At 72.1% G+C, this 19,255-nt stretch carries 15 protein-coding genes and 2 pseudogenes; 5 read left to right on the top strand and 12 right to left on the bottom strand.

Features of this window, described 5'->3' with window-relative positions; all coding sequences use genetic code 11:
• Positions 1–34: 34 nt before the first annotated feature.
• On the bottom strand, positions 35–1,135 hold the full coding sequence (gene hemE / locus ACZZY9_RS09075; protein ID WP_374231402.1) for a uroporphyrinogen decarboxylase: 1,101 nt from the start codon (positions 1,133–1,135) through the stop codon (positions 35–37).
• A gap of 103 nt (positions 1,136–1,238) precedes the next feature.
• The gene (locus tag ACZZY9_RS09070; protein WP_463463846.1) at positions 1,239–2,246 is read right to left on the bottom strand and encodes an NADP-dependent oxidoreductase; all 1,008 of its coding nucleotides are present in this window, start codon (positions 2,244–2,246) and stop codon (positions 1,239–1,241) included.
• Positions 2,247–2,405: 159 nt separating this feature from the next.
• Here ACZZY9_RS09070 and ACZZY9_RS09065 point away from each other — a divergent pair, with 159 nt between their 5' ends.
• Positions 2,406–3,680 (top strand): glutamyl-tRNA reductase, encoded by a 1,275-nt coding sequence (locus tag ACZZY9_RS09065; protein ID WP_463463845.1) that lies wholly within the window; start codon positions 2,406–2,408, stop codon positions 3,678–3,680.
• A gap of 441 nt (positions 3,681–4,121) precedes the next feature.
• On the opposite strand, the gene ACZZY9_RS09060 is transcribed toward ACZZY9_RS09065, so the two are convergent.
• A complete protein-coding gene (locus ACZZY9_RS09060; protein WP_463463844.1) occupies positions 4,122–6,086 on the bottom strand; it encodes a M13 family metallopeptidase in 1,965 nt (654 codons plus the stop codon).
• A gap of 41 nt (positions 6,087–6,127) precedes the next feature.
• On the opposite strand from ACZZY9_RS09060, the gene ACZZY9_RS09055 reads away from it, so the two are divergent.
• From ACZZY9_RS09055 to ACZZY9_RS09045, 3 genes are all read left to right on the top strand, one after another.
• Positions 6,128–7,393 carry a uracil-xanthine permease family protein gene (locus ACZZY9_RS09055; RefSeq protein WP_192061172.1) on the top strand — a complete coding sequence of 422 codons (1,266 nt, stop codon included), beginning with the start codon at positions 6,128–6,130 and terminating at the stop codon, positions 7,391–7,393.
• Position 7,394: 1 nt separating this feature from the next.
• Positions 7,395–8,720: an MATE family efflux transporter gene (locus ACZZY9_RS09050; RefSeq protein WP_463463843.1), complete on the top strand. Its 1,326-nt coding sequence runs from the start codon at positions 7,395–7,397 to the stop codon at positions 8,718–8,720.
• An 81-nt stretch (positions 8,721–8,801) separates the two neighbouring features.
• Positions 8,802–9,272 (top strand): MaoC family dehydratase, encoded by a 471-nt coding sequence (locus tag ACZZY9_RS09045; RefSeq protein WP_463463842.1) that lies wholly within the window; start codon positions 8,802–8,804, stop codon positions 9,270–9,272.
• A gap of 265 nt (positions 9,273–9,537) precedes the next feature.
• Here ACZZY9_RS09045 and ACZZY9_RS09040 read toward each other — a convergent pair whose 3' ends face one another.
• The 7 genes and pseudogenes from ACZZY9_RS09040 to ACZZY9_RS09010 form a co-directional block, all read right to left on the bottom strand.
• Complete coding sequence (locus ACZZY9_RS09040; RefSeq protein WP_463463841.1) at positions 9,538–10,125, bottom strand: YdeI/OmpD-associated family protein; 588 nt, start codon at positions 10,123–10,125, stop codon at positions 9,538–9,540.
• Between the two features lie 103 nt (positions 10,126–10,228).
• Positions 10,229–10,387, bottom strand: a pseudogene (locus tag ACZZY9_RS09035) (DivIVA domain-containing protein); the annotation flags it as partial.
• A pseudogene (locus tag ACZZY9_RS09030) lies at positions 10,385–10,480 on the bottom strand (DivIVA domain-containing protein); the annotation flags it as partial. The pseudogenes ACZZY9_RS09035 and ACZZY9_RS09030, both read right to left, overlap by 3 nt.
• Before the next feature lie 66 nt (positions 10,481–10,546).
• The gene (locus tag ACZZY9_RS09025) at positions 10,547–12,535 is read right to left on the bottom strand and encodes a glycoside hydrolase family 127 protein (protein ID WP_463463840.1); all 1,989 of its coding nucleotides are present in this window, start codon (positions 12,533–12,535) and stop codon (positions 10,547–10,549) included.
• A 4-nt stretch (positions 12,536–12,539) separates the two neighbouring features.
• Positions 12,540–13,301, bottom strand: a complete 762-nt coding sequence (locus tag ACZZY9_RS09020; protein ID WP_243215687.1) for a carbohydrate ABC transporter permease — start codon at positions 13,299–13,301, stop codon at positions 12,540–12,542.
• Positions 13,302–13,417: 116 nt separating this feature from the next.
• On the bottom strand, positions 13,418–14,392 hold the full coding sequence (locus ACZZY9_RS09015; protein WP_243215684.1) for a carbohydrate ABC transporter permease: 975 nt from the start codon (positions 14,390–14,392) through the stop codon (positions 13,418–13,420).
• A gap of 86 nt (positions 14,393–14,478) precedes the next feature.
• Positions 14,479–15,735, bottom strand: a complete 1,257-nt coding sequence (locus ACZZY9_RS09010) for a sugar ABC transporter substrate-binding protein (RefSeq protein ID WP_463463839.1) — start codon at positions 15,733–15,735, stop codon at positions 14,479–14,481.
• A gap of 164 nt (positions 15,736–15,899) precedes the next feature.
• Between ACZZY9_RS09010 and ACZZY9_RS09005 the strand changes: the two genes are divergently transcribed.
• Positions 15,900–16,922, top strand: a complete 1,023-nt coding sequence (locus tag ACZZY9_RS09005) for a LacI family DNA-binding transcriptional regulator (protein WP_463463838.1) — start codon at positions 15,900–15,902, stop codon at positions 16,920–16,922.
• Between the two features lie 160 nt (positions 16,923–17,082).
• On the opposite strand, the gene ACZZY9_RS09000 is transcribed toward ACZZY9_RS09005, so the two are convergent.
• Positions 17,083–18,300, bottom strand: coding sequence for an N-acetylglucosamine-6-phosphate deacetylase (locus tag ACZZY9_RS09000; RefSeq protein ID WP_463463837.1), 1,218 nt, complete (start codon positions 18,298–18,300; stop codon positions 17,083–17,085).
• Positions 18,297–19,070 carry a glucosamine-6-phosphate deaminase gene (locus ACZZY9_RS08995; RefSeq protein ID WP_463463836.1) on the bottom strand — a complete coding sequence of 258 codons (774 nt, stop codon included), beginning with the start codon at positions 19,068–19,070 and terminating at the stop codon, positions 18,297–18,299. The genes ACZZY9_RS09000 and ACZZY9_RS08995 overlap by 4 nt, the downstream gene beginning before the upstream one ends.
• Positions 19,071–19,255 lie beyond the last annotated feature (185 nt).

Here is a 19,255-nt window from a genome sequence, read left to right as displayed (position 1 = left end):
CTTCTACGAGAGCGGACTTGCGAGAGCGGACCGGCTAGAGCGTGTGCGCCAGCTCGACGATGCGGCTCAGCACGTCGGGATCGGTGTCGGGGTTGACCCCGTGGCCGAGGTTCAGCACATGGGCCGGGGCGGCGCGACCGCGTTCGACGACGTCGCGCACGTGGGCCTCGAGCACGGGCCAGGGCGCCTGCAGCAGAGCGGGGTCGATGTTGCCCTGCAGGGGCGTGCCGCCGCCGAGCCGCCGGGATGCCTCGTCGAGCGGGATGCGCCAGTCGACGCCCATCGCGTCGACGCCGACGTCGCGCATGGCGGTCAGCACCTCGCCGCTGCCGACGCCGAAGTGGATGCGCGGCACGCCGAGGTCGGCCACGTGCGACAGCGCGCGGGCCGAGTGACGCGCCACGTTCGCCGTGTAGTCGGCGAGCGAGAGCGACCCGACCCACGAGTCGAACAGCTGGGCGGCGCTGGCACCCGCGAGCACCTGGGCGCGGAGGAACGCCCCGGTGACGTCCGCCGCCCAGGTGAGCAGCGCCTCCCAGGTGTCGGGATCGCTGTGCATCAGGGTGCGCGCGCGGATGTGGTCTTTCGACGGACCGCCCTCGACGAGGTACGCGGCGAGGGTGAAGGGCGCCCCGGCGAATCCGATCAGCGGCGTGCTGCCCAGCTCGGCGACGGTCTGGGCGACGCCCGCGGCGATCGGCGCAAGGGCCTCGTCGTCGAGGGGTCGGAGGGCGGCGACGTCGGCCGCGGTGCGGATCGGCGTCTCGAGCACGGGGCCGCGCCCGGGCACGATGTCGACCGAGACCCCGGCGAGCTTGATCGGCACGACGATGTCGCTGAAGAAGATGCCCGCGTCGACCCCGTGCCGGCGCACCGGCTGCAGCGTGATCTCGCTGGCGAGGTCGGGCGTCAGGCAGGCGTCGAGCATCTTGGTGCCGACGCGCAGCTCGCGGTACTCGGGCAGCGAGCGCCCGGCCTGCCGCATGAACCACACGGGCAGGGTCTCGGGTCGGTCGCCCCGCAGGGCCCGCACCAGCCGGGAGTCGGCGGTGAGACCGGTCGCGAGCGGGTGCTGGTCGGGCAAGGCGGAGGAAGTCACGCGGAAGATTCTCGCATCGCCCGCTGGGCATCGCATCGAGGTGACGCGACGGGGGTCTCGCCTGGGCGACGGACCCCTCGTCGCGTCACCTCGACGACCGCGGAGCCGAGGAGGCGCGGGTCGGCCGAGGAGGCGCGGGTCAGCCGACCTTGACGACCATCTTCCCGACGTTGGCACCGCGCATCAGGCCGGTGAACGCCTCGAAGGCCTGGTCGATGCCCTCGACCACGGTCTCGTCGTGGACGACGTCGCCGTCCGCCAGCCACGGGCCCATCTCGGCCTGGAAGGCCGGAGCGACGTGACGGTAGTTCCCGAGCGTGAAGCCCTTCATCATCAGGCCGCGCGTGACCATGTTGGTCAGGCCGGTGATGCCGACCGGGGCGCCGGTCGAGTTGTAGTTCGCGATCGAGCCGCAGAGCGCCGCGCGCCCGCCGTCGCGGAACGAGTCGAGGGCGGCCGAGAGGTGGTCGCCTCCGACGTTGTCGAAGTAGAGGTCGATGCCGTCGGGCGCCGCCTCGCGCAGCAGCTCGGTGACGTCGCCGTCCTTGTAGTTGAAGGCCGCGTCGAAGCCGTACTTCGAGGTGAGCAGCTCGACCTTCTCGGCGGATCCGGCGCTGCCGATCACGCGCGAGGCGCCCTTGAGACGGGCGATCTGGCCGACCATGGTGCCCACGGCGCCGGCGGCTCCCGAGACGAAGACGACGTCGCCCTCGCGGATGCCGGCGATCTCCGTGAGACCGACGTAGGCGGTCAGCCCGGTGAGACCGAGCACGCCGAGGTAGGCCGACAGCGGCACTCCGTCGACGGGCTGCACGGCACGGAACGAGCCAGCGCCTCCCTGGGCCACGTCGCGCCAGCCGAGGTCGTGCTGCACGACCGCGCCGACGGGCAGGTCGCCCGAGCGGGACTCGACCACGCGGCCGATGGCGCCGCCGGTCATCGTCTCGTTCAGGGCGAAAGGCGGCACGTACGACTTCACGTCGTTCATCCGACCGCGCATGTAGGGGTCGACGGAGAGGAACTCGTTCTGCACCCGGACCTCGCCCTCGCCGAGCTCGGGCAGCGTCACCTCGACACGGCGCACGTCGTCGGGGGTGGGCTCGCCCTGGGGGCGGGCGATGAGCTGCCACTGGGTGCTGATGGTCATGATTCTCCTGTCGTCGGGCCGAGCGGGTGGTCGGCGGGGCCTCGTGTTGCAATGCGCAACACCGGCTGAGCATTCCCGTGCCTCAGCATCACCCCGCGCTTCCGCTCGACGTCGAGCCATCACCCAGCCGAATGCGCCCGGGGGCGTTACTCTTGATCGGTGCTCATCTGCCTGACGGCGTCCCATCGGAACGCCAGCTTCGACCTCCTCGAGAAGTTGAGCATCGGCGCACCCTCCGCGGTCGGCACACTGGTCGACGGCAGCGACTTCGTCAACGGCGCCGTCGTGCTCGCGACCTGCAACCGCTTCGAGGCCTACCTCGACGTCGACGAGCCCCTCACCGCCGGCAGCGCCGTCGCGGTCGAGGCCACCATCGCCACCATGAGCGACGCGAGCGACGTCACGGCCGACGACCTCCGCGACAGCGTGCGGGTCATCACCGGCGACGAGGTCGTCGAGCACCTGTTCGCCGTCAGCTCCGGCCTCGAGTCGGTCGTCATCGGCGAAGACGAGATCTCGGGTCAGGTGCGTCGCGCCCTCGAGCGGGCCCGCGAGGGCGGCACGACGTCGTCCGACCTCGAACGCCTCTTCCAGAAGGCGTCGCACACCTCGCGGGGCGTCAAGAACCGCACGAACGTCGGAGGCGCGGGTCGCTCGCTCGTCCGCCTCGCCCTCGAGCTGGCCTCCTCGCGCGTCACGGACTGGGCCCACGCCCGGGTGCTGATCGTGGGCACCGGCCAGTACGCGGCCACCACGGTCGCCGCACTGCGCGACCGGGGCGCCGACCGACTGGCCGTCTACTCGTCGTCGGGTCGCGCCTCCTGGTTCGGGCTGAAGCACGACGCGACCCCCTACGACGACCTCGCGACCGCCATCGAGTGGTGCGATGTCCTCATCACCTGCACCTCGACCACCCAGCCCGTGGTCACCCCCGACGTCGTCACCCCGGGGGCACGCCGACTCGTCATCGACCTCGGTCTGCCGCGCAACGTCGACCCGCTGGTCACCGAGATCGAGGGCGTCGAGCTGCTCGACCTCGAGACGATCAGCCTGCACGCTCCGCTCGCCGAGCTCACCGCCGCCGACGACGCCCGCGCGCTCGTGTCGACGGCCGCCGCCGAGTTCCAGGCCGTCGCCGCCGAGCAGTCGCTGACCCCCGCGGTCGTCGCTTTGCGCAAGCACGTCTTCGACCTGCTCGACTCCGAGATCGAGCGGGCACGGTCGCGCGGCGACTCGTCCGACCGCACCGAGGCCGCGCTGCGTCACCTGGCCGGCGTGCTGCTCCACACCCCGTCGGTGCGGGCGCGAGAGCTGGCCCGCGAGGGCCGCGGCGAGGAGTTCCGCGACGGGCTCGAGGCGCTGTTCGGCCTCACCGAGACGCGCGCGGCCGCCGCCCCGGCCCCGCACCTGCGCGCCGTCGGCGACGCCAGCTGACCAGCGCGTCACCCCCGCGCGACGTCAGCTGAACAGCGCGTCACCCCCGCACGACGCCAGAAGATGGACACGACGCCACGAGAAAAGGTGGCGTCATGTTCATCTGGTGGCGTCGTGATGACGACCCGCGCCTCCTCGGCCGACCGCCGGCGCGTCGCCCCCCGCACGACGCCAGCCGACCGGCGCGTCGCCCCCCGCACGACGCCAGCCGACCAGCGCACCACCCCCGCGCGACGCCGGCTGACCGCGCGTCGCCCCCGCACGGCGCCGGCTGACCAGCGCGCCACCTACGACGCCACGAGATGCGCACGACGCCACGAGAAAAGGTGGTGTCATGTCCATCTGGTGGCGTCGTGATGACGACCCGCGCCTCCTCGGCCGACCGCCGACCGCCGACCACCGGCACCGGCACCGGCACCGGCACCGGCACCGGCACCACGGTCACCAGATCGTGACGCGCTCCTCCGGCGGCAGCCAGGCCGCGTCGGTCGGCGAGACGTCGAACGCGGCGTAGAACTCGTCGATGTTGCGCACGATCTGGTTGCAGCGGAACTCGTTCGGCGAGTGCGGGTCGATCGACAGCAGGCGCACGGCCTCCTCGTCGCGCAGGGTGATCTGCCACGCCTGCGCCCAGCTGAGGAAGAACCGCTGGGCCCCGGTCAGACCGTCGATCACCGGCGGCTCGGCCCCCTCGAGCGACAGCAGGTAGGCCTTGTAGGCGATCGACAGCCCGCCGAGGTCGCCGATGTTCTCGCCGATGGTGAGGGCGCCGTTGACGTGGTGGTCGGGCACCTGGGCGGGGGCCAGCGCGTCGTACTGGGCGATCAGCGAGGCGGTGAGCTTCTCGAACGCCTCGCGGTCGGCGGCCGTCCACCAGTCGCGGAGCCGTCCGTCGCCGTCGTACTTCGAGCCCTGGTCGTCGAAGCCGTGGCCGATCTCGTGCCCGATGACCGCGCCGATCGCGCCGTAGTTGGCGGCGGCGTCGCGGGTCTCGTCGAAGAACGGGAACTGCAGGATGGCGGCGGGGAACACGATCTCGTTCATGCCGGGGTTGTAGTACGCGTTGATGGTCTGCGGCGTCATGAACCACTCGCCGCGGTCGAGCGGCTGACCGATCTTGCCCAGCTCGCGGTCGAAGCCGACGGCGGCGGTCGCCCGCACGTTGCCGACCAGATCGGCCGGGTCGACCTCGAGGGCCGAGTAGTCGCGCCAGGTGTCGGGGAACCCGATCTTGGGGGTGAACTTCTCGAGCTTCTCGAGCGCGCGGCCGCGGGTCTCCTCCGTCATCCACTCGAGCTCGGTGATGCTCTGCCGGTACGCCTCGACGAGGTGCGCGACGAGCACGTCCATGGCGGTCTTGGCCGCGGGCGCGAAGTGGCGCTCGACGTAGATGCGCCCGACGGCCTCGCCCATGGCGCCCTCGACGAGCGAGACGCCGCGCTTCCAGCGGGCGCGCTGCACGGGTGCGCCGGTGAGGGTGCGGCCGTAGAAGCCGAAGTTCGCCTCGACGAACGGGCTCGACAGGTACGCCGCCGACGAGCGGACGATCTGCCAGCGCAGCCAGTCCTGCCAGTCGAGGAGGCGCGCTCCGGTCAGCAGCGACGCCAGACCGGTCACGAACGACGGCTCCCGGACGACGACCTCGTCGAACACGCGCTCGGGCGCGCCCACGGCGTCGCGCCAGACGGTCAGGTCGACGCCGTCGGCGAGCGCCTCGAACCCCGCCCAGGGCAGCAGGTTGTAGGTGGCGTCGCTGTCGCGGGTGGCGACGTTGTCCCAGTGGTGCGAGGCCAGCTCGGTCTCGAGCGCCATGATGCGGGCGGCGCGGTCGTGGGCCTCGTCGAAGCCGGCGAGCTCGAGCATGCGGGCGACGAAGGCGACGTAGGCGGTGCGGATCGACTCGGACTTCTCGTCTCGGTAGTACGACTCGTCGGGCAGCCCCAGACCGCCCTGCTCGACGAACAGGACGTAGCGCTCGGGGTCGCCCGGGTCGTTGTCGACGAAGAGCTGCACGAAGCTCGCGAGCCCCTGCTTCTCGAACGAGCCCAGGAGGCGTAGGAGGCCGTCGACGTCGGTCACGTCGTCGACGGGGTCGAGCAGGGGGCGGATGGGCTCGGCGCCGAGCGCCTCGACCCGCTGCTCGTCGAGGAAGCTCGTGTAGAGGTCGCCGACCTTGCGGGCCTCGGTGCCGGGCTCGGCGTCCTGGGACTCGTGGATGATGTCGCGGACGGCCGCCTCGGCCTCCTCGGCGAGCACGTAGAACGAGCCGTAGCGCGCCTTGTCCTCGGGGATCTCGGTGCGGGCGATCCACCGCCCGTTCACGTGACGGAAGAGGTCGTCCTGAGGACGCACCCCCGGGTCGAGCTCGTCGGTCAGGATTCCGGAGGAGAGGGCGTCGCTGGTCATGGCCGTCAGCCTACGGCCGCGCCGCCGCTACAGTTCTGAGCATGGCACTCCCCTGGTCTCTGCACGGTGACGGAAAGACGGTGGACTCCACCGAGATCGTGGCGCCGGAGGAGCGGCTCACCTGGCCGCGCACCATCGGCCTGGGCGGTCAGCACGTCGTCGCGATGTTCGGCGCGACGTTCCTGGTGCCGATCCTCACCGGGTTCCCGCCGAGCACGACGCTGCTCTTCTCGGGCATCGGCACGCTGCTGTTCCTCATCATCACGAAGAACCGGCTGCCGAGCTATCTCGGGTCGTCGTTCGCGTTCCTCGCACCGATCGCGGCGGCGAAGGAGGTCGGCGGCATCCCGCTGGCGCTGAGCGGCATCATCGTCGTCGGGGCGCTGCTCGCGATCATCGGCGTGGTGGTGAATCTCGCGGGCACCCGCTGGATCGACTCGCTGCTGCCCCCGGTCGTCAGCGGCGCGATCGTCGCCCTGATCGGCTTCAACCTCGCGCCGGCGGCCCGCGACAACTTCGCGCTCGCCCCGCTCACCGCGGTCATCACCTTGGCCGCGGTCGTGTTGAGCGCCGTTCTGTTCCGAGGCCTGCTCGGTCGCCTCTCGATCTTCGTCGGCGTGGTGGTCGGCTACGTCGCGGCCGTCCTGCTCGGCGAGGTGAGCTTCGACGCCGTGCGCGACGCCCCGTGGGTCGGTCTGCCGACGTTCACCGCCCCGGCCTTCGACCTGTCGGCGCTGCCCGTCTACCTCGGGTTCCTGCCGGTCGTGCTCGCGCTGATCGCCGAGAACGTGGGGCACGTGAAGGGCGTCGGCCAGCTCACCAAGCGCAACCTCGACCCGCTGACCGGTCGCGCACTGTTCGCCGACGGTCTCAGCACGGTGCTCGCCGGGCTCGGCGGCGGGTCGGCCACCACGACCTACGGCGAGAACATCGGCGTGATGAGCGCCACGCGCGTGTTCTCGACCGCGGCCTACTGGGTCGCCGGCATCGTCGCGATCCTGCTGGGGCTGTCGCCGAAGATCGGCGCCGTCATCTTCACGATCCCCCCGGGCGTGCTCGGCGGCGTGACCACCGCCCTCTACGGTCTGATCGGCGTGATCGGCATCCGCATCTGGGTCGAGAACAAGGTCGACTTCAGCCGCCCGAAGAACCAGCTGACCGCCGGCATCGCCCTCATCATGGGCATCGCGGACTTCACGCTGTCGCTCGGCGGCGCCACGTTCGGCGGCATCATCCTCGGGACGGTCGCGGCCATCGTCGTCTACCACCTGATGACGCTGGTCGGCCGCGCCCGCGGCACCGACTGAGGTGCGCCTCCGGAACCCCCTCGATCGCGAGATCGTCCGCCTCGCCCTGCCGGCGCTCGGCGCGCTGATCGCCGAACCGCTGTTCCTGCTGACCGACACGGCCCTGATCGGGCATCTCGGGTCGGTGCCGCTGGCGGGGCTGGGGGTCGCCGGGGTCATCCTGCAGACCGCGCTCGGGCTGCTGATCTTCCTGGCGTACGCGACGACGCCGACGGTGGCGAGGAGGCTCGGCGCCGGTGACCGCGCCGGTGCCATCCGGGCCGGCGTCGACGGGCTCTGGTTCGCGCTGCTGCTCGGCGTGGTGCTCGCCGTCGTGGGGGCGTTCACGGCACCCGCGCTCGTGGGGCTGTTCGGCACGGAGCCGGCCGTCGAGGCCGCCGCGACGACCTACCTCACGGTGTCGATGATCGGGCTGCCGGGCATGCTGATCGTGATCGCCGCGACGGGTCTGCTGCGTGGACTGCAGGACACCCGCACCCCGCTGATCGTGGCCGGCGTAGGGTTCGCCGCGAACGCGGGCCTGAACGTCGTGTTCATCTACGGTCTCGGCTGGGGCGTCGCCGGCTCGGCGGCCGGCACGGTCGTGGCGCAGTGGGGCATGGCGGCCGTCTACGTCGTCATCGCCGTGCGGGCGGCCCGCGCCGTCGGCACCGACCTGCGCCCGGGGCTCGCGGGGGTCGGACGCACCGCCCGGTCGGGCGCGTGGCTGCTGGTGCGGAACGCGAGTCTTCGGGTCGCGATGATCGCGACCGTGGCGACCGCCGCCTCCTCGGGGGTGACGGGGTTGGCGACGATCCAGATCGCGTTGACGCTGTTCAGCACGCTCGCGTTCGCGCTCGACGCCCTGGCGATCGCCGGGCAGGCGATGATCGGGCACTCGCTCGGCGCCGGCGACCGCGACCGCGTTCGTGCCGTCACCCGGCGGCTGATGGTGTTCGGGGTCGGCGGCGGGGTGCTGCTCGGCGGGCTCGTCGCGGCGCTGTCGGGCGTGCTCGGGCCGGTGTTCACGACCGACGAGGGCGTGCGGGCGCTGCTGCCCGACGTGGTGCTCGCGATGGCCGTCGGCATCCCGCTGGCCGGGTTCGTCTTCGTGCTCGACGGGGTGCTGCTCGGCGCGGGCGACGCCCGGTACCTCGCCCTGGCCGGGATCGTGAACGTGGTCGTGTACCTGGCGATCCTCGTGCCGGTCGAACGCGCCGTGGGCGACGGAGCGGGATCGACCGTGGCGTTGTGGCTCGCGTTCGGACTGGGCTACATCGGCATCCGCGCCGTCACGCTCGGGGTGCGGGCGGCGGGGTCGCGCTGGATGGTGGTCGGGGCGCGCTGAGCACCTCCGCAGCAGCGGGGCCCTCCGCACGTCCGTCCAGCCCCCGACCAGGAGACTGCGCGATGTGTAGCGTCTCCTCTCGTGCCTTCCTTCGACGAGACCCCGCTGCGTGACCGCCACTTCGACGACTACCGGCCCGGCGACGGTGGGACGTACGGCCCCGTCGAGGTGACCGAGAGCTCCATCGTGGGCTTCGCGGCCGACTTCGACCCGCACACCATGCACCTGGATCCCCTCGGAGCTGCCGACGGCCCCTTCGGCGGGCTGATCGCCAGCGGCTGGCACACGACAGCCGTGATGATGCGGCTGATGGTCGACAACTTCCTGAACGAGCGGACCAGCCTCGCGTCTCCCGGCGTCGACGAGCTGCGCTGGCACCTGCCCGTCCGCCCCGGTGATCTGCTGCGCGCGCGGTTCACGGTGCTCGAGGCCCGGGCATCGCGGACCAAACCCGACCGCGGCATCGTCCGCACCCGCATCGAGATGCTGAATCAGCGCGACGAGGTCGTCATGTCGCAGGTGATGATGAACCTGATCCGTCGCCGCGGGTAGCGGTGGGCGCCGGCCCGCCTCCCTCTCGTGGGCACGGTGGGCAGAAGGCGCCCTTCGTGAGGCGCTGAAGGGCGTCTTCCGACCAACGTCAGAGCCGCAGCCCGGCCACACGGCGTCCAGGCGTCCCGGCCCACGGTGGGCAGAAGGCGCCCTTCGTGAGGCGCTGAAGGGCGTCTTCCGACCAACGTCAGACCCGCCCGGGACACGGTGGGCGGAAAGCGCCCTTCGCCGCGCCGGGAAGGGCGTCTTCCGACCAGGGTGGGCGTCAGTCGGCCGGGGCGACGCCGGGCGGCTCGACGCCGGCCTCGAGCCGGGCGACGGCGCGGGCGATGCGGCCGACCCGCGCCTCCTCGGTGGCCGCCGTCAGCACCGGGTGCATGACCGAGTAGCGGGCCGACCGGCTCAGCCCGGCGAACGCCCGGGAGGCGCGGGTCGAGTCCGCGATCGCGGCCGCCAGGTCGGCGGGCGGCTCCATGTCCGCCTGGCCCGCGTAGGCGCGATCCCAGCGTCCGTCGGCCTTGGCCCGGTCGATCTCGGCTTGGCCCCGCGGGCGCATCCGGCCCGAGTCGACGAGGCGGGCGACGTGGTCGACGTTGCGCACCGACCAGATCGAGCGTGCTCGACGCGGAGTGAAGTGCTGCTGGAAGGTCGCCTCGTCGATGGCGTTGCGGCGCCCATCGATCCAGCCGCTGCAGAGCGCCTCGTCGAGCGCCTCGGCGTAGGTGAGCGACGTGGGGCTCGACGTGCCCTTCTTCGCGAGCACGAGACGCACGCCGTCCGAGGTCGACTCGTGGGCGTCGAGCCAGGCACGCCAGGCGGCGGCGTCGGGCACGGTGAGGCGGTCGTCGCTCATGTCTCCCTCTCGGGGCCGGGTCCGTCGGCGAGTGGCGACCCGCGCCTCCCCGACCCGCGCCTCCTCGGCTCCGTGGTCAATCGGCGGCGGGCGATTCGACGGCGCGCAGGGCGGTGACGACCTGGTCGAGGAACGCGTCGACCTGATCCTGGTCGTACCCCTCTCGGAACTTCGTCGGCTGGAACCTCGCCGCGACGACCTCGTCGGCGGTGAGGGGGCCCGGGCCGCGCCCCTGCTCGACGGCCGCGAACGTCGCGGTGATCTTGTCGAGCAGATCGTCGACCTGATCCTGGTCGTAGCCCTCCCGGAATCGGGTCGGTGTGAATCTCGTCGCGACGACGTCCTGTGCGAGCATGTCTCCCCCTCGTTCGTGCCTCGATACTCCCACGGGTCGCGGCCTGCCACGCTCGCGGCCCGGGGGTCAGGCCGTGGGCAGCCAGACGCGCATCGTCGAGGGCCCGCGGTTCGCCCACGAGGCGTAGGGCACGAGGTCGACCCGGCCCAGGGGCACGACCCGCCCGCCGGACTCCCCGTAGGGCCAGTCGACCGTCTCGTCCGCGAATCGGGCGATGTCGACGGAGGCGCCGGTCGCGGTGGTCTCCAGGGTCGCGCCGGTGTCGACCACGACGTCGTTCACGTCTCCGCTCGGCAGATCGGTCGACTCGAGCACGAGCACCAGCGGGCCCCGCTGCACGGCGACCTGCCCTCGGACCGCGTCGATGCGCGGGTCGGGGGTGACCCAGCGCGCCTCGAGCGGGAACTCGACGGTCACGACGTCGCCGGCGCGGAACCGCCCGGAGACGGTCGTCGTGCGCCCGACGCGCACGTCCGCGGCGACGTCGGCGGCCCCGCCGTCCGCGGCGACGTCCGCGGCCTCGCCGACCCCACCACCACGCCCGACCCGCGCCGACCCGGCCCACGACGGGATGCGCAGGTCGAGCTCGACCTCGCGCCCCGTGTCCTCGCGCCAGGTGACGGTCACGTCGCCCGCGTACGGGTAGCCGCTCCGCACCGAGACCGCGACGACCGTGCCGTCGGCGAGCGCGGTGTCGACGTCGTAGTCGCCGTACTGGTGCAGCTGCAGCCCGCCGGGCGTCGTCGTCGCGAAGGTCGACTCGACGCTCGCCAGCGTGCGCGCCACGTTCGTCGGGCAGCACGACACCTCGAACCAGGGGGCCCGGAGACTCGAGAGGGCGCGCGCGTTCAACGCGGCCTCGTCGGGCGCGACGCCGTCGGTGCGCTGGTGCAGCGTGTTCGTGTAGAAGAACGCGCGGCCGTCGTCACGGGGCGAGGCCATCACGTTGTTCAGCAGCGTGCGCTCGATCAGGTCGGCGTACCGGGGGTCGGCGTCCTGCAGCAGCAGCCGCCACGACAGCATGTTCGACGCGATGCCCGCGCAGGTCTCGGAGTACGCGCGGTCGGGCGGCAGCTCGAAGTCGGCGCCGTACGACTCGTCCTGATGGTGCGAGCCCATGCCGCCGGTCACGTGGGTGCGTCGCGCGACGGTCGCCTCCCACTGACGGCGGACGGCGTCGGCGAGCTCGGCGTCACCCGTCTCGACCGCGACGTCGAGCGCACCGGCGGCCAGATAGAGCGCCCTGACCGCGTGACCCCGCAGCACGTCCGCTTCGCGCACCGGCACGTCGTCCTGGAAGTACTCCGGCCCGTACTCGATCGGTGCGAGCAGCCCGTGGCCGCGACGCTCGACGAAGAGGCGGGCGAGCTCGACGTGACGGGGCTCGTCGAGAGCCCGACCCAGCTCGACCAGGGCGACCTCGATCTCGGGGTGCCCGCAGACGGCGACCCGCCCCTCCGGCCCGAACGCCTCCCAGAGGTGATCGGCCAGGCGACGCGCGACGTCGACGAGCGCGCTGTCGAGACCGGAGCGCGCCGCCGCGACGGCCGCCTGGATCAGGTGCCCGAAGCTGTAGAGCTCGTGCCCCCACTCGAGGTTCGAGTAGCGCGCCGGCTGCCAGGGGCGGCCGAAGCTGGTGTGCAGGTAGCCGTCGTCGTCCTGCGCCGCGGCGACGCGCGAGACGAGTCGGTCGTAGCGGGCCGCCAGATCGGCGTCGTGCGACCGGCCGAGCTCCCACGCCATGCCCTCCAGCAGCTTGTAGACCTCGCTGTCGACGAACTCGATGCCGGAGTGCTCCCAGCCGGTCCCGCTCGACGCCGCCCGGTCGAAGTTGGCCGTCCAGCCGATGCGCTCCATCCAGTCCTCGCAGTGCCGCAGCACCACGTGGGCGTTGAGCTGCTGCTTCTCGAACCAGTAGCCGCCGGTCAGACGGATCTCGCTCGAGTCGAGGGGGGTCAGCGCCGAGCTGCGCGGGGCGACGGGGCCGCCGAGGGCGGACGTCGAGGTCTGGACGGTGGTCACGGGAGTGCTCCTCGAGGGGTGGGTGGCGGTCATGTCGTCAGTCCTTCACGGCGCCTGCGGTGACGCCGGCGGCCACGTAGCGCTGGGCGACGACGAGCAGGACGGTGGCGGGGATGGAGGCGACGACGGCGGTGGCCATGATCGAGTTCCACTCCTGGTTGTTGTTGCCGATGTAGCGGTAGATGCCGAGGGTGATCGTCTGCGCGTCGCCGCCGCTGTTGAGCGTCGACGAGAAGACGAAGTCCGACCAGGCCCAGAGGAACGCGAAGAGTCCGACGGTGACCGCCGAGTTGCGGCTGACGGGCAGCACGATCGAGATGAAGGTGCGCCAGGCGCCGGCGCCGTCGAGCTTCGCGGCGCTCATCAGCTCGTCGGGGATCCCCCGCATGAAGGCGGTGAAGATCAGCACCCCGAACGGCACGGCGAGCGTCGAGTCGGCGATGACCAGCCCCCACCACTCGTCGAGGATCCCGAGGTTGAGGTAGATCGCGTAGAAGCCCATGGCCATGATCACCTGGGGGATCATCTGCGCGACCAGCAGGACGAAGCTCAGCGCGCCTCCTCCCCGGGGTCGCAGCTTCGCGAGCGAGTACGCGGCAGGCGCGGCGAGCGCGATCGTCACGACCACGGTGCCGATCCCCACCAGCAGACTCGTGCCGAGGTACGGCAGCTGGTCGGCGACCACGGCCCGGTAGCCGTCGAGCGTCGGCGCGGCGGGGAACCACGACGGCGGGCTCTGCCGCATCTGCGCGGTCGGGGTGAGCGAGACGTTGATCATCCAGTAGATCGGGAACAGCATGATCGCGGTGAGGACGACGCCGATCACGGTGGTGGCGAGACTGCGACGACCGGCTCTCCCCGAGGAGGCGCGGCGCGCCTCCGATCGGGGGGCCGCGGCGGGGCGGACGGCGGTGGTCATGACTGGTCCTGCTTCCTCTGCACGCGCAGGTAGACGAAGCCGCAGACGAGGGCCATGACGATCAGCAGGTTGCCGACGGCCGCGGCCGGTCCGAAGGAGGGGAGGGTGGAGCCGAAGCCGAGCTGGTACGACCAGATGGCGAAGGTGGTGGAGGCGTCGCCGGGGCCGCCCCGCGTCATGATCCAGATGATGTCGAAGACCTTCAGCGTGTAGACGAGGCCGAGCAGGATCGTGATGGCCGACACCGGCCGCAGCAGCGGGAACGTGATGCGCCAGAAGACCTGCCAGGCGTTCGCGCCGTCGAGGGCGGCGGCCTCGTAGATGTCGCCCGAGATGTTCTGCAGCCCGCTGTAGAGGATCACGAGGTTGAACGGGATCCCGATCCAGATGTTGGCGATGATGACGCTGGTCAGAGCCCACTGCGGCGAGGTGAGCCAGTTCACCTGGTCGCCGCCGAGGGTGCGGATCACCGAGTTGACGACGCCGCTCTCGCTGTTGAGCATCCACGACCAGGTCGAGGCGCTGACGATCAGGGGGAGGAGCCACGGCACGAGGAACAGCGCCCGGAGCGTCGCCGAGAGCGGGAACCTCTGGAAGAAGAACACCGCGAGCGCCATGCCGATCGAGAACTGGAACGCGATCGAGATGCCGGTGAACAGCAGCGTGTTGATCAGCGCCGGCCCGAAGGTCGGGCTGGTGAAGACGTCGGCGAAGTTCTCGAACCCGATGAAGGGCGCGTTCCCGTCGATGAACGAGCGGACCGTGTAGTCGTGCGTCGACAGGTCGACGTTGCGGACCAGCGGCCAGACGTAGAAGACGGCGAGGTAGGCGACGACCGGGGCGAGGAACGCCCAGGCGGCCAGCTGCCCCGTGTCGGGGCGGCGCCGTCGGGTGGGGCCGGCGGGGGCGGGCGTGCCGCCCGTCCCCGCCGGGGACACGGCCTCACGACGTTCCATCGTGTCGGTGCTCATGGTGCTCCTGTCGTCGTTCGGCGGTGTCGGGGTGGTGCGGTGGTGCGGTGCTGCGGGTGCTGCCGGTGCTGCGCGGCGGCGGCGTGCTACTCGGTGGCGGAGGACGCAGCGGTCTGCGCCTCCTTCAGGGCCTCTTCGGGGCTCGCCGACCCGCTGAGGCTGTTCTGCACGGCCTTCCAGAGCTGCTCCGAGATCTTCGGGTAGTCCGTGCCGAGGTCGTCGCTGGTGCGCCCCTTGGCCTCGCCGACCGCGGTGACCCAGGGCTCGAGGTCGGGATCGGCGGCGAGCTGCGCCTCTTGGGCGTCCTTCGTCGGGGCGACGTACGACAGGGTCGTGTCGGTCGCGACGAGGTTGTCGGTGCTCGTGAGGCAGGCCTGGATCTTCTCGCTGACCTCGTAGCGGGCGTCGTCGCTCTGCACCGGCACGGTCAGGAACTCGCCGCCGGTCGGTGCGGGGGCCGCGCCGCCGTCCTTCGAGGGGATCGAGATGATGCCGTAGTCGATGTCGGACGCCTTGATGCCCGCGAGCTGCCAGGTGCCGTTCTCGCCGAACGCGTACTCGCCGGTCATGAACTCCTGCCACGTCGTGGTCTGGGTGTTGTTGATCACCGAGTTGGGGGCGTACCCCTTCTCGAGCCAGCCGGTCCAGAGGTCGAGGGCCGAGACGGCGTCGTCGGAGTCGAGCTCGGTCAGGTCGGCCCCGCTGCCCCAGTACCAGGGGAGGAACTGGAAGCTGCCCTCCTCGGTGCCGATGGCCGAGAACGTGATGCCCTTCTTGCCGACCGCCGTGACCTTCTCGAGGGCGCTCGTCAGGGAGTCCCAGTCGGTGATCGACGCCGGGTCGACGCCCGCCTCGTCGAGGATCGCCTTGTTGTAGTAGAGCGCCAGGGTGTTGGCCCCGATCGGAACGCCGTAGGTCTTCCCGTCGACCTGACCCGCGGCGAGGATGTTCTCCTCGATGTCGGCCGTGTCGGCGCCGGTCTCGTCGGTGTCGGTCAGCAGACCCGCCTCGGCGAGGGTGGAGACCACCGGGTTGTCGACGAGCAGCAGGTCGGGGCTGTTGCCCTGTTGACCGGCGAGGAGCGCCTTGCTCGTCAGGTCGGAGGTGTCGTAGCCGGTCCGCTCGATGGTGACGCCGGCCTCGGTGCCGCACGACTCGACGAGCTTCGTCCAGTCGGACGCGCCGTCGAACTGGGGGTACGGGTCCCAGAAGGTGTAGGTGCCGGTGGCCGCGTCGCCGCCGGCGGACGAGCCGCCACCGGAGCAGCCGGTGAGGGCGAGCGAGACCGCTGCGAGCCCGACGAGCGCGACGGCGGCCTTCTTGCTGTGGAAGGGGGAGATCACAGGAGGTTCCTCTCTGAACTGCTGCGGGTGCTCCGTCAGAGAGCCGGGCCGGAGGTGCGGCGCGGGTGCTCGTCGTCGAGAACGTGAGACCGAAACTGGTTTCGGGAGTGAAGTTACACGCGGCCTGGTTGCTCGTCAACGACTTTGTGAACTATTTTCGGAACATGTCCAACGCAGCAGGTGGCAGAGGCCCCGCATCGACGGTCACGCTCGCCGACGTGGCGCGTGCCGCCGGGGTCTCCGTGGCGACGGCCTCGAAGGCCCTGAACGGTCGCGCCCAGGTGCGCGAGAGCACGCGGGTCAAGGTGCAGGAGGCCGCGGCCGCGCTGTCGTTCACCCCCAACTTCTTCGCCCAGGCGCTCAACTCGCCGCGCACCGGCACCATCGGCATGGTCACCAGCGACCTCGACAACCGGTTCGTGCTGCCGGTGCTGCTCGGGGCGGAGGACGCCTTCGGCTCGGGCTCGCTCTCGGTGCTGCTGGCCGACGCCCGCGACGACGCCCTGCGCGAGCAGCTGCACCTGCAGACGCTGCTGACCCGGCGCGTCGACGGCCTGCTGATCGTCGGGCGGACGACGAACCCGAGACCACCCGTGCCCCTGATGGCCAATGTGCCCGTCGTGTACGTCTACGCGCCGTCGACCGACCCCGCCGACGCGTCGTTCACGCCCGACAACGTGCAGGCCGGCCGCCTCGCCGCCGAGCACCTGCTGGCGACGGGTCGCACGCGCATCGCCCTCGTCAACGGCGAGGCCTCGTACGCCGCGGCACGTGACCGGGCCGCCGGGGTGCAGCAGGCCGTCGAGGCGGCCGGGCTCGAGCTCGTGGGCGGCACGTCGCTGTTCGGGCAGTGGGGCGAGGGGTGGGGGCGTGACTGCGCGCGCCTCCTCGTCCGGGGCGGCGAAGCGGTCGACGCGATCATCGGCGGCAGCGACCACATCGCCCGCGGGGTCATCGACACGCTGCGCGACGAGGGCGTCGGGGTGCCCGACGACGTCGCCGTGATCGGGTTCGACAACTGGGACCTCCTCGTGCGCGAGTCGCGCCCGACCCTCACGAGCGTCGACATGTCGCTCGAGCAGCTCGGGCGGGCGGCGGCGCAGCACCTCGTCGACGCGATCGGCGGGGCGCCGTCGCCCGGCGTGGTGGCGGGGCCGGTGCGACTCGTGGTGCGCGACTCGGCGTGACTCGACGGTCTGCACCCGACCCGCGCATCCTGCGCACGCACCCGCGCCCTGCGCACGCACCCGCCCCCTGCGCACGCACCCGCGGGAGGTTCGGCGGGTTCCTGTCACTCGCGGCGGGTCAGCGCTGACCCGCCACCGATGACGGCGACCCGCCGCACCCTCACGGCACCGAGAACAGCACCGCGCCCTCGGCCACGACCACGTCGGGCGTCCAGTCGGCGCCGAGCACGACGAGGTCCCCCCGGGCACCGACCTCGAAGCGCCCGAGATCGCCGCGGCCGAGCAGATCGGCCGGGGTGCGTGTGAGCGCGGTTACCGCCGCGACCGGGTCGACGCCCGACTCGACGGCGAGGCGCAGAGCGACGTCCTGCGTGAGCACCGACCCGGCGAGCGCGCCCGAGTCGGCGAGCCGCGCCTCCCCGTCCGAGACGACGACGTCGAGCCCGCCGAGGCGGTACGCGCCGTCGGCGCTGCCCGTGGCGCTCATCGCGTCCGTCACGAGCGCCACGCGCCCCGGGGCGAGGCGGAAAGCCGCGCGGGTCACGGCCGGGTGCAGGTGCACGCCGTCGACGATGAGCTCGAGCACGGCGTCGGCATCGACGGCCGCCAGCACGGGCCCGGGCTCGCGATGCAGCAGCGGGGGCATGGTGTTGAAGGCGTGGGTGAGCGCGCGAGCGCCCCGGCGGAAGGCGTCGAGGGCGCAGTCGTAGTCGGCCGCGGTGTGCCCGACGGCGACGACGACCCCCGCCTCGACGAGACGACTCCGGGCGTCGGCGGCACCGTCGAGCTCGGGCGCGATCGTGACCATCCGCAACGACCCGGCCGCCGCGGCGAGCAGGCGGTCGATCGACTCGGCGGTCGGCGTCGTGAGCACCGTCTCGTCGTGCGCGCCCTTGCGCGTCGGCGCGAGATAGGGGCCCTCGAGGTGCGAGCCGAGCACGAGGGGGTCCGACGCCGCGAGCGCCGCGACCCGCCGGAGCGCCGCCTCCTGCCGGTCGATCGGCGCCGAGACGAGGCTCAGCACCTGCCGCGTCGTGCCGTGCCTGCGGTGGTGCGCGAGGGCGGGTGCGAGGTCGGCGTCGTCGTCGTACGAGATCCCGGCCGCGCCGTGCCCGTGGAGGTCGATGAAACCGGGGGTGACGACCCGGCCCCGCGCATCGATCGTGCGGACGCCGGCCGGCGGCTCGGCGCGCGACCCGACACCGGCACCGGCCCCAGCCCCGGCCCCAGCCCGAGCCCCAGCCCCGACCCCCACCTCGACGACGACCCCGCCCTCGGTGCGGAGCCAGCCCGGCCGTCGCCCCGCCGAGTCGATCAGAACGGCGTCGTGCACGAACAGCGCACCCGCACCGGCGTCGGCACTCGCGTAAGCGGTCACAGCTCCTGCCACTCGGGCTTGTTCTCGTAGGCGAGGCGGTAGTAGTCGGCGTGCTGCAGCTCGCTCGCCGCCGCTTCGTCGACCAGCACCGTGACGCTCGGGTGCAGCTGGATCAGCGAGCCGGGCACGCCGCTGCTGACCGGGCCCTCGACGGCGGCGGACACCGCGGCCGCCTTGTTCGCCCCGAACGCGAGGAGCACGAGGTGGCGCGCGTCGCGGATCGTCCCGAGGCCCTGCGTGAGGCAGTGCAGCGGCACCTGGTCGATCGAGTCGAAGAAGCGCGCGTTGTCCTCGCGGGTCTGGGCGGTCAGGGTCTTGACCCGGGTGCGGCTCGCGAGGCTCGAGCCGGGTTCGTTGAAGCCGATGTGCCCGTCGGTGCCGATGCCGAGCAGCTGCACGTCGACGCCGCCGGCGGCGGTGATGGCCGCCTCGTAGCGCTCCCCGGCCGTGGCGAGGGTCGCGGGCGACGCGTCGGGCACGGCGAGCAGGGCCGGGTCGAGCCCGAGCGGTTCGACGGCCTCGCGTTCGAGCACGGCGCGGTAGCTCTCGGGGTGTCCGTCGGGCAGGCCGACGTACTCGTCGAGCGCGAAGCAGCGCACCCCGCTCAGGTCGGCGCCGGCCGACGCGAGCGCTCGGTAGGTCGTGAGCGGGGTCGAGCCGGTGGCGACCCCGAGCACGGGTCGATCGATGCGCGCGAAGCGACGGAGGATCGCGTCGGCGGCGAGACGGCCCGCGGCCTCCGCGTCGGTGACGATGACGACTTCGGCCATGGCGGTCGGGCCTTTCGAAGCGAGGGCTGAGGCAGGGGTGGAGGCGTGGGGTGGGTCCTGGCGCACGGACCCGCACGCGATCTCGCGCCGCAGACGACGCTAGCATCGGCGACCCGCGTTTTGGGGGCGCGCGGACTCGCCCCGGATGCGCGACCGTGGAGGGATGAGCTCACGCCCTGCGTGTT

It is taken from the genome of Frigoribacterium sp. AC394, from assembly GCF_979258095.1.
The sequence above is the reverse complement of the archived record's forward strand: the minus strand, read 5'-3'. Positions and strand labels throughout refer to the sequence as shown.